Raw genomic sequence first — 10,857 nt, forward strand, 5'->3', positions numbered from 1 at the left:
TCCTTCGTCACGGGACAGGTTATGACCTTTAAAAAACAATTATAATCACATGAAAAAAGTAGAAGCTTCTCCTCCCAAACTGTTCCTTGGATTTTTCCGGTGGTTTTGTCACACCAGGATGCTCGACTATATCGAGGGAGATTTGATAGAAGTATATCAAAGACGACTTAAGGAATCCGGGAAGCGAAAAGCTGATTGGAAATTTATTATTGATGTTCTGCTTTTGTTTCGTCCAGGAATTATCAGGCCAATTAAACCTATTCAAAATTTAAACACTTCGGGTATGTTCAAAAGTTATTTTAAAATCGGTTGGAGAACTATCATTCGGAACAAGCAATATGCGCTGATCAATATCGCCGGACTGGCGCTCAGCATTACCTGTTGCATGTTAATTTTCGCACTGGTAAAGCATCATACAGCTTTTGACAATTTTCACTCAAATGAAGATAGAATTTACCGTATCGTAACCGAGCAGCATCGTGAAACAGTTTCTTATGTTAACAGTGTTCCCTCCCCATTGGGTGAAGTTTTTCGGGACAACCACACGTTTGGCGAAAAGGTAGCGCGCATGTTTCATGAATCGGATGCTGTGATTACGTTTGATCGGGGAGGTGAACTGATAAAGATTAAGGAGCCAGAAGGATTTGCTTTCACGGAATCAGCTTTTTTCGAGATTTTTAATTTTCCGCTTTCCAAAGGAAATATGGGTTCGGCGCTTAGTGAGCCAAATACAGCAATTCTTACTGAAAGAATGGCTCAAAAGTATTTTGGGGAGGAGAATCCTATTGGTCAGGTCATTTCTTTTGACAATACCATTCCCTTTACAATCACCGGTATTCTAGCCGATTTTCCACCAAATACGGATATCAAACCAGAGATATTTGTTTCCTACATCACGCTAAAGGATTTTAATTCCTGGTTGGCAAGTGAGAATGCTTGGGGCGGAATTACTGGGGGCATGTATTGCTATACATTTCTTCGGCCTGATGTGTCACCTTCTCAGGTAGAAGAAGCGTTGGCGCCATATGTAAAGCAGCATCGGCCTGAAAGTAAAAATGTACATCATTATAAGTTGCAACCACTTTCGGATATTCATTTTAATGGGAAATATGGCGGGGCGATTGAGAAGTCGGATCTGTGGATTCTTTCAGCCATAGGGATATTCTTGCTGATAACAGCTTGTGTAAACTTCATAAATCTTGCTACAGCACAGGCTTTAAAGAGGTCGAAAGAGGTAGGGGTTCGAAAAGTTCTCGGTAGCGTCCGGGCACAGCTTTTCTGGCAATTCATTTTTGAGACAGCCATTATTTCCTCAGTCAGTATAATCATAGCTTTAGTGATGTCCTACTTTTTAGTGCCTTCTGTCAATTCATTTTTCAAAACCGAGATTCCTTTGAATTTTGGAGTAAATCTGACATTTCTAGGATTTGTTTGCGGACTAAGCATCCTTATTACTCTTTTGGCAGGGTGTTATCCGGCCATTATTCTTACAGGGTTCAAGCCAGTAGCAGCACTAAAGGGGAAACTCTCTCAGCATCAGTTGGGTGGCCTCAACACGAGACGTTCATTGATTGTAACTCAGTTTGCAATTTCGCAGGTATTGATCATTGGTCTGCTCGTAATTATGAATCAAATGCGATACTCTAGACAGGCGGAACTTGGTTTCGACAGAGAATCTATAGTGATGGTAAAGCTCGGAAGGGATTCACTGAATACTATGAATTCGCTGAAAAATGAATTTTTAAGGTTACCGGGAGTGGAAAAAGTTTCAATTTGTTATGAAGCACCTGCATCTTCCAGTAGTTGGAATAATTCTATTCGATTTGAAAGTGAGATCGAGGAAGTGAATTTCTTAACCAATATGAAATTAGCTGACACGGATTATATTTCTACTTTTGATTTGGAACTGCTTGCAGGAAGGAACCTTCAACCATCAGATACTGTCCGTGAGGTGGTGGTTAATGAAGCTATGCTGAGGAAGCTTGGAATAGAATCATACGATGATGCAATTGGTAAAATGGTCTATGCTAATGGAGGCGCCATGAAAGGGCCTATCGTGGGAGTGGTTCAGAACTTTCATGATAGATCTTTCCATGAGGAAATTTCTGCTGCATTAATTACCACTGCAAGTTCAATGTATTCCAATTTTGCAATTAAGATCAACGGAAATAATACGGTTACTACGCTTGGGGAAATTGAAAAACTATGGGAAGAACATTATCCGGATCAGCTTTTTGAATATGCATTTTTGGATGAGAGTATTGCCCAGTTTTACGAATCCGAGGAAACGATTCTACAGGGAATCCAGATTTTTTCTTTTATCGCAATATTCATCGGATGTCTTGGTTTGTATGGGCTAGTCTCATTTATGGTCGCTCAGAAAACCAAGGAAGTAGGCATCAGAAAAGTAATGGGGGGAGGGGTAGGCCACATCATCTGGATATTTGGGAAGGAATTTGTGCGATTGATTTTGATCGCATTCCTGATTGCTGCGCCGATAGGATGGTGGTTTATGAGCAACTGGCTCAAGGATTTTGAATTCAAAATCAATTTGGACGTTTGGACATTTGCAATTGCGGTGACTTGCTCCTTGTTGATCGCTGCCCTGACAGTAGGATATCAAGTCATCCGTGCAGCAGCAATGAATCCCGCCTTTAGCTTAAAGACGGAGTAATCAGCTTCTTCAGTCATCCGATTTAATCAACAAGCCCTTTTTTCTATGAAAACTGTTGCTTCCTTGTTGCAATCAACTCAATGCTGAAATATGCCGAACGATTTTATAAAAGACAATTCATCAATAGAGAGCAAGTGTCTGGGAAAACGGTGACTGAGTTCAATAAGATCTTGCAACAGGAAATTAATGAAGGATTCCTTTTTGACAACAGTTTGCCCTCTGTTGGGGATTTGGCAAACAGGTTGAACGTTTCTACATGTTACCTTACTGACTTGTTGAAAGTGGAAACCGGCAAAACTGCAATCGAGCTTATTCATATAGCTCTTATCAATGAAGCTAAAAACAGGTTGAGAAAAAAAGATAAAACCGTCTCTCAAATAGCATTTGAACTAGGGTTTGAAAATATGTCTTACTTCTCCCGCTTATTTAAAAAAGAAACAGGGATGCCGCCGACATCTTATAAAAATCAATTTACAAATTCGAACTTCGAAAGTTAGGGCTTAATAGTTCTCTGTTCAGAAACAAAGATTTTTTTCTGAATTTGATAAATTGGCTTGTCCTGGAATGAGTGTGCTGGAAACCCACACTTTTACTGGTACGTGATTGCGGATAGTCGTTATTAGAAATTCAATCATCACTAAGTGCTTTTTTAGCAAGAAATAAATCGTTTAATTGTTAACTAATTATTTTAAAAGTCAGATGGATAAAGTTTGCCGAAATGCTTTTTGAATTTCAACATACGCATAAGATCCGGATTTATTTTTGGATGGCGTTTGGCATAGTATTGACTTTTGGCCATTTGAATGCCCAGGCACAAACCGAAATTACAACAATAAAATTCCAGAATGATCCTGGGGAAAAAAAAGCCCGATACGTCCTGACCGGAAAAGTCACAGACAAAGAAACCGGTGAGTTTCTCTCAGGTGCAGCTGTCCATGTGGATGGACTTTTTACCGGGATCAATACCGACAGAAACGGTATTTACATGGCACATTTGGATTCAGGCAGGCACCGGATTGTTTTCAGGCAGTTTGGCAAAAAGGCGCAGTTTTTTATCGTAGAACTGTATGGAGATGGGATTTTGGATACAGAATTGGATGACATCAGTTTTGAATTGGAGACGTTCATTGTCCGGGAAGAGGAAAAAGACAGGAATATAAAAAACCCGATCACAGGTATTATTAAAATGAATATAGAGGACATTAAATTGATACCTACATTGATGGGTGAGCCTGATGTTTTCAATGTCCTTCAGGCTACACCCGGGGTCACTTCTGTAGGAGAGGGTTCATCGGGATTGAATGTAAGAGGTGGTCATGCCGATCAAAATCTCATCCTGATGAATGAGGCGGTTGTCCTAAGCAACAGTCATGCATTGGGTTTTCTCTCCTCCTTTAATGGTGATGTGGTCAGTAACTTTACCTTATATAAAGGTACTGTACCCAGTAATTTTGGCGGCAGGAGTGCCTCTGCGCTGAATATAGGAATGCGAAAAGGTGATTTCGAAAAATGGAATTTTTCAGGATCCCTCGGGACCGCTGTGAGTAAGTTTTTGATTGAAGGCCCTATCCTGCCAGAAAAAACAAGCATGATTGCAGCATTGAGGAGATCAAATGCAAATTGGTTGTTGCAAAAAGTCAATGAACCGGATGTCAGAAACAGCAACATCAAATTCCATGATATTTACTTAGGACTGAACCACAAATTTTCCCAAAAACATTCCCTTGATTTTTCCTTGCTCAATACCGGGGACTATTTTAGATTTTCCAATCAATTTGGATTTGAATGGAACAATTTTGTCACTTCACTTACCAGTAACAACCTATTGTCGGAAAACTTTTCACTGATCGGAATGGCTGCGTATGGTTCATTTAACAATGGCTTTTTTGAGCTTTCTAACGCAGACCCCTCTATTATCAAAAACGGACTAGATTATTATCAGGGAAAAATCACCGGGTTGCTCACGCTTGAAAATACTAGTATCACTTTTGGGGGAGAAGCTATCAAATATCAGATGAGTCCCGAAACGCTTATGCCGTTTACAGCTGAGTCAGGGATTTTTCAGGAAAAAGTAGAAAAACAAAGCGGATTGGAATTTGCGCCATTTGTTTCGATTGATTGGAATCCCACAGAAAGCTTTTCGATTTCAGGTGGGTTGAGGTACTCTCAGTATCTTCAGTTGGGACCTGATTCGGTTCATAGATATCAGGAAGGTTTACGCCGGACAAGACTTACCATTTCAGGAATTGATGCATATGAGGAAGGCACCATAGTCCAGTATGGTGGATTCGAGCCCCGTGCTTCATTGAGATGGACATTCAATGAGGTGAATTCTATCAAAGCAGGCTATTCCAGCATGTTCCAATATCTACAGACCATTTCCAATGCCACAGGCCCAACACCTATTGATCTATGGCAATTGAGTACCACATACATTCAACCACAGAGATCCCATAATTTATCTTTAGGTTATTTCAGAAATTTCAATGAAAATGAATGGTCAACTTCATTGGAGGGTTTTTATAGAACTACCGAAAACCAGCTAGAATACAGGGATTTTGCCGATTTGTTTCTAAACCCACACTTGGAAACGGAAGTCATCCAAGGCAAGGGCCTTGCCTATGGTGCCGAATTTCTTATTCAAAGAAACAGTGGAGGAATTACAGGTTGGTTAGCTTATACTTACAGCCGTTCTCTAATCAGAACAACCTCTGAATTCAGTGAAATCCAGGTGAACCGGGGCAATTGGTATCCAACGAATTTTGATAGGCCCCACATTGTTTCGCTGGTGACAAACTTCCATTTGGGAAAAGGAAGGAATTTCAATTTGAATTTCAATTTTTCGTCCGGAAGACCTGTCACAGCACCTTCAACAAACTACCTGGTAAACGGGTTTTTGATTCCTGATTACAGCGACAGGAACCAATTCAGAATCCCGAATTATTTTAGAATGGACCTTTCATATCTTGCTAAAGGTTTTGTAAAGAATTGGAATGACAAAATCAATTTCAGTGTGTACAACTTGCTGGGAAGAAGGAATGCCTACTCAGTGTTTTTTAAAAGAGAGGAGAATTTTCCCCGGTTAAGGCCTTACCAAGTTTCTATTCTGGGTTCAGCTTTTCCTTCGATTACCTACAGCGTAACATTTAATAAATGAAGAAGATTTTCCATTTATTTAAGTTCCCTTCCTTGCTAAAATTCGCATGTTTTTTTTTGGTATTCTCATGTATTGACCGGCTGGATTTTTTAGGTGAGACCAAGGAAGGACAAATAATCATCTATGGATTGCTGTCAGCAGGGGAAAACATTCATACTGTAAATGTAGGGTTGAGCAGGAGTTCTGGCTTTACACAGAGTTCCATACCCAATGCCGAAGTTAATTTGTTGGTTCAAGAAGGAGGCACTTTTCGCTATACTTCACTCGGCAATGGAAATTATGAACTACATAATTTTAATCCAATTGAAGGACAAAGCTATTCACTTGAAGTTATGGTCGGTGAAAAAGTATATAAATCCACATTTCAAGAAGTCCCAAATTCAATTGGTATTGATAGCTTAAGTTACCAAGTCGCCTATGAACCGTTTCGGACTACATTCCGAGAACATGTATTCAAGGTGTACAGTAAAACCAGACTTCCCGAGAATGATGAACCTGTTTATTTACGGTGGATTGTAGAAGAAACAGCATATTGGCAGCTGTTATGGATTCCTCCAGGAGTTCCACCACCGCCACCGTGCTTTATCTTTGACATCATGGAACCTGCAAAAATCAACCTTTTTGATGGTTCAGCCAGCAAAACCCAAAACTTTGATAATTTATTGGTTACAAGAAAAATTGACAATTCTTTCTTGTTCCCCATGTTTATAAGTGTCAAACAACTGAGCATCAACAGGGATGCTTACCAGTATTGGGAAAAAATCAAAACCATTCTTGACAATCAGGGTTCCTTATTTGATATCCCACCTGCTCCCATCAATGGAAATATTAAAAACACCAATGATCCCAATGAGAAGGTTTTGGGATTTTTCGAAGTTGCCAAATCACAGGTCACGCGGTTTTATGTGACTTCTGAAATATCACCTATTTATTTGCACCCTCCCTGCTTTTATGTACAGGGAAGGTCTTCATTAGATTACCCTTCTGAATGTTTGTCATGTGCAGATCGGGCATTGGGGAGAAAATTCGTTATTGAAACACCGGATTGGTGGGTGTATGATTGACCTGACATCACTTACTGTATAATGACAACTTTGAAAATCTATTTAGGGGAGGTATTACAGGTCGGTTAGTTTATATCTTTAGTCGTTCTCTTATCAGAACGAACCTGGTATTCAATAAAATCCAAGTTAAGCCCCTATCAAGTATCTATTTTGGGACCGGTTTTTCATTCGATTACCTACAGCGTAACATCTAATAAATGAAGAAAATTTTAAATATATTCCATTTCAGTTACTTGCTAAATCTCGCATGGATTATTTTGATATCCTCATGTATTGACAGACTGGATTTTATTGGTGATACCAAAGAAGGTCAAATAATCATCTATGGATTGCTGTCAGCAGGGGAAAACATTCATACCGTAAATGTAGGGTTGAGCAGGAGTTCTGGCTTTACACAGAGTTCCATACCCAATGCCGAAGTAAATTTATTGGTTCAAGAAGGAGGTACTTATAGATATACTTCTATCGGCGATGGAAATTATGAACTACATAATTTTAATCCAGTTGAAGGACAAAGCTATTCACTTGAAGTTATGGTCGGTGAAAAAGTATATAGATCCACGTTTCAAGAGATTCCAAGTTCAAATGGAGTTGATAGCTTAAGTTATGATGTCGCCTATGAACCGTTTCGGACTACATTCCAAGAACATGTTTTCAAGGTGTACAGTAAAACCAGACTTCCCGAGAATGATGAACCTGTTTATTTAAGGTGGATTGTAGAAGAAACAGCATATTGGGAATTAGTATGGATATATGCTCCTGGAATTCCCCCTCCATTACCCCCTCCATGTTTTATTTTTGATATCATGGAACCTGCAAAAATCAACCTTTTTGACGGATCATCCAGCAAAACACAAACCTTTGATCAGCTATTGGCTACAAGAAAAATTGACAATTCATTCTTGTTCCCAATGTTTATCAGCGTCAAACAATTGAGCATAAATCGGGATGCTTATGAATATTGGGAAAAAATTAAAACCGTGATCGAAAATCAGGGCTCCTTGTTTGATATCCCGCCTGCTCCCATCATTGGAAATATTAAAAATACAAATGATCCCAATGAGAAGGTCTTGGGATTTTTCGAAGTTGCCAAATCACAGGTCACCCGATTTTATGTGACTTCTGAAATATCCCCTGTTTATTTGCCCCCACCTTGTTTTTTTGTTTTGGGAAAGCCTAGATTAGATTACCCAGCAGAATGTTTGACATGTGAAGATAGAGCCTTGGGGAGAAAGTTCGTTATGGAAAGACCTGATTGGTGGGTCTATGATTGACCTGACATCACTTACTGAATAGTGACAACTTTGAAAAATTATGTTTCAGATACACTGGGTTTTTCCAGAAAATGGATTTCGACCATCCGGCTGAAGTTTCTGTAAAAATCGTGGCAGTTCCCCGGTAGGAAGATATCAAATTCCCTAATTTGGCCCAATCCAGATGGGCTTGACTTACTGATAAATTATAGAACCACCACCATGCAGAGGTTTGTCATCTGCACAATGGTGGCAATACTTACTGATAAGTTCTGTTTATTTCTCAAACAGTGCTCTCTTCAGCGCTGCACCTGCATCGGCTACGGATTCCTGTACTGCTGGGATATTGGCCAGAGGATTCAGCATACCGTAGTCATGGATAAATCCTTTGTATTCGATAATGGTAGTATTAACCCCTGCCTCATCCAATTTTCGGGCATAAGCCAAGCCTTCATCATGCAGGATGTCATTTTCGGCAAGCTGAACCAGTGCTGATGGCAGACCTTTCAGTTCTTCAAGGGATGCCCTGAGAGGTGAGGCATACTTATCTTTTCTGGCTTTCGGATCGGGTAGGTAGTTGTCCCACATCCATTTCATTAGCGGGGTAGTCAAGAATCGCTCTTGGGCAAAAGAGTAATAAGACGGTCTGCTAAAATCCGCATCGGTCACCGGCCAAAGCAGAATCTGTTTGGAAATCTTGGGGCCTTTTTTGTCTTTGGCCATCAGGGAAACAACTGCAGCCATATTTCCTCCGACACTATTGCCTACCACTGCGAGTTTGGCCCCGTTCACTCCGATTTCCTTGCCGTTGGCTGCCACCCATTGGGTTGCCGCATAAGCTTCATTGATTGCCACAGGAAATCTGGCTTCCGGAGAAGGGGTGTAGTCAGGAAACACTGCTACTGCACCACTTCTCACAACCAGGTCTCGTACTAGTCTTTTGTGAGTAGGGTAATCTCCCAGTATCCAGCCGCCGCCATGGAAAAACATAAATACTGGTAGTCCATCATTTGCTCCTTTGGGCTTTACGATGTGAATTTTTACTGTGATGCCATTTTCCGTGATAGTTCTTTCTGATTCTTCGATATCTGAATAATCGTATTCCACTGATGCCTGAGCTCCAACGAGAACTTGTCTGGCCTCTTCGGGAGAGAGCGTCTCTAAGGGTTTTCCGCCACCACTGTTGAGTTCTTGGAGAAAAGCTCTGATCTCTTTGGAGATGTTTAGATCGTGAGCAGCTGGTTGATATGTTTCTTGTGCCATAGTAGTTGTGTTTAACGTAAGGAATAAAAAGATGGATAGTGGGAATGAATTTGAAGCTTTCATTTGATTGAAGATTTTAGGTTGATGGTCAAACTGATCTCAAAATTGAAGGCTCCGCTTACCGGACAGGTCTGCTCGGCTCCATGGGCTATTTTCTGGAATTCTTCCCAGGTGATTCCATCAACCTCAGCTTCCAGGATCAATTCCGATTTGGTGATTTTTCCATTGTCCAAGGTGATTACTGATCGGGTTTCCAGTGCCCCTGGAGTAAAACCGGCTTGGGTCAGATCCGAACTCAGTTTCATTGTGAAGCAACCGGCATGAGCTGCTGCCAATAGTTCCTCGGGATTGGTGCCAACTCCTTCCGCAAATCGGCTGTTGAATGAATACTGGGTTTTGCTCAGGATAGAACTCTGTGTGGTCAGGTGTCCGCTACCTTCTTTGATTGTACCGTTCCAGGCGGCTGTTGCAAATCGTCTCATAGTCTTTATTTTTTGTTGATAAATAATGAGACAAAGATCTTCCCAATAACAAGCGGAATAAAGATCAAAAAGTCAGTAGAAATTGCACTTTTTTCCCTTTAAGGGAAATTATACTAAGTTTCTATCTCTTTTCTAAAAGTTGCCGGAGTGTATCCTGTTTTTTGGCTGAACATCCTATTGAAGTAAGCAGGGTCTTCATATCCCAAATCATAGGAGATTTCTTTGATGCTTTTTCCTGAATACATCAGAAGTCTCTTGGCTTCCAAGAGGATTCTGTTTTTGATGATTTCGTTGGGGTTCTCTAGATTCAATTTTTTGAATTTATTGGATAGGGTCTTGGGGGCTAGGTTCAACAGGTCTGCATAATCAGCTACACTGTGTTTTTCCCGAAAATGGATTTCGACCAATCGGCTGAAGTTTCTGAATAAATCATGTTCAGTATATGGGATCTGGAGAGATTCCTTATTGAAGTTCTGCTTTTTCCATTCCCTGGTGGCCCGAATAATGATTTGTTTCAAGTGAATCCGGATCATTTCTTCAGCCGACGAGTCCTTAGTAAACAACTCCTCTCTGATCTGACCAAACAGCTGTTTGACGATTTGGGCTTCATTATCATCAAGGTCAACTTTTGGGATCTCAAAAATATTGTTGAACAACAAGCCGTCACAAGCCACTTCATCATCATGGATCTGGATACAATAAAAATCCCTGTTGTAAAAGATCAATTCCGCCTCCGAACTGGTCGCATTGGTGATGGATAAGTACTGATTGGTATTGACAAAAAACAAAGTTGGTTGTGCTGTTTCATAGCTGTTGAAATCGACTGACAGCGAATATCCGGTCGGTACGAGCAGAATTTTAATTCAACTTAGAAATCCACCTGCTTTGCAGGTGGTCATGTGCTAGTAGCTATGCTTATATTTGGGCTATGACCAAATATAGGAAATCAAGCCATGTAGTTTTC

Annotated in this window: 8 protein-coding genes; 5 read left to right on the forward strand and 3 right to left on the reverse strand. The window is 40.4% G+C overall.

Annotated elements, in window-relative coordinates; genetic code table 11:
• Positions 1–49: 49 nt before the first annotated feature.
• The 5 genes from SYJ56_RS25410 (at position 50) to SYJ56_RS25430 (ending at position 8,169) form a co-directional block, all read left to right on the forward strand.
• Positions 50–2,674: an ABC transporter permease gene (locus SYJ56_RS25410; protein ID WP_323839142.1), complete on the forward strand. Its 2,625-nt coding sequence runs from the start codon at positions 50–52 to the stop codon at positions 2,672–2,674.
• Positions 2,675–2,754: 80 nt separating this feature from the next.
• Positions 2,755–3,171 carry a helix-turn-helix domain-containing protein gene (locus SYJ56_RS25415; RefSeq protein ID WP_323839144.1) on the forward strand — a complete coding sequence of 139 codons (417 nt, stop codon included), beginning with the start codon at positions 2,755–2,757 and terminating at the stop codon, positions 3,169–3,171.
• A 221-nt stretch (positions 3,172–3,392) separates the two neighbouring features.
• Positions 3,393–5,831 carry a TonB-dependent receptor gene (locus SYJ56_RS25420; protein ID WP_323839146.1) on the forward strand — a complete coding sequence of 813 codons (2,439 nt, stop codon included), beginning with the start codon at positions 3,393–3,395 and terminating at the stop codon, positions 5,829–5,831.
• A complete protein-coding gene (locus SYJ56_RS25425) occupies positions 5,828–6,895 on the forward strand; it encodes a DUF4249 domain-containing protein (protein ID WP_323839148.1) in 1,068 nt (355 codons plus the stop codon). The genes SYJ56_RS25420 and SYJ56_RS25425 overlap by 4 nt, the downstream gene beginning before the upstream one ends.
• A gap of 197 nt (positions 6,896–7,092) precedes the next feature.
• Entirely contained in the window at positions 7,093–8,169 is a 1,077-nt protein-coding gene (locus SYJ56_RS25430; protein ID WP_323839150.1) for a DUF4249 domain-containing protein, read from the forward strand.
• 255 nt (positions 8,170–8,424) lie between these two features.
• On the opposite strand, the gene SYJ56_RS25435 is transcribed toward SYJ56_RS25430, so the two are convergent.
• From SYJ56_RS25435 to SYJ56_RS25445, 3 genes are all read right to left on the reverse strand, one after another.
• Entirely contained in the window at positions 8,425–9,411 is a 987-nt protein-coding gene (locus SYJ56_RS25435) for an alpha/beta hydrolase (RefSeq protein ID WP_323839152.1), read from the reverse strand.
• A 59-nt stretch (positions 9,412–9,470) separates the two neighbouring features.
• Complete coding sequence (locus SYJ56_RS25440) at positions 9,471–9,893, reverse strand: OsmC family peroxiredoxin (RefSeq protein WP_323839154.1); 423 nt, start codon at positions 9,891–9,893, stop codon at positions 9,471–9,473.
• Positions 9,894–10,006: 113 nt separating this feature from the next.
• On the reverse strand, positions 10,007–10,681 hold the full coding sequence (locus SYJ56_RS25445; protein WP_323839156.1) for a helix-turn-helix domain-containing protein: 675 nt from the start codon (positions 10,679–10,681) through the stop codon (positions 10,007–10,009).
• Between the last annotated feature and the right edge of the window lie 176 nt (positions 10,682–10,857).

Origin of the sequence: Algoriphagus aurantiacus (assembly GCF_035156405.1) — a bacterium.
GTDB classification, from domain to species: Bacteria; Bacteroidota; Bacteroidia; order Cytophagales; family Cyclobacteriaceae; genus Algoriphagus; species Algoriphagus aurantiacus.

What these genes read in the sequence shown, in the direction of transcription:
- SYJ56_RS25435 (WP_323839152.1), bottom strand. Translation starts at nt 9,411, where the DNA reads ATGGCACAAGAAACATATCAACCAGCTGCTCACGATCTAAACATCTCC.
- SYJ56_RS25410 (WP_323839142.1), top strand. Translation starts at nt 50, where the DNA reads ATGAAAAAAGTAGAAGCTTCTCCTCCCAAACTGTTCCTTGGATTTTTC.
- SYJ56_RS25420 (WP_323839146.1), top strand. Translation starts at nt 3,393, where the DNA reads ATGCTTTTTGAATTTCAACATACGCATAAGATCCGGATTTATTTTTGG.
- SYJ56_RS25415 (WP_323839144.1), top strand. Translation starts at nt 2,755, where the DNA reads ATGCTGAAATATGCCGAACGATTTTATAAAAGACAATTCATCAATAGA.
- SYJ56_RS25425 (WP_323839148.1), top strand. Translation starts at nt 5,828, where the DNA reads ATGAAGAAGATTTTCCATTTATTTAAGTTCCCTTCCTTGCTAAAATTC.
- SYJ56_RS25430 (WP_323839150.1), top strand. Translation starts at nt 7,093, where the DNA reads ATGAAGAAAATTTTAAATATATTCCATTTCAGTTACTTGCTAAATCTC.
- SYJ56_RS25440 (WP_323839154.1), bottom strand. Translation starts at nt 9,893, where the DNA reads ATGAGACGATTTGCAACAGCCGCCTGGAACGGTACAATCAAAGAAGGT.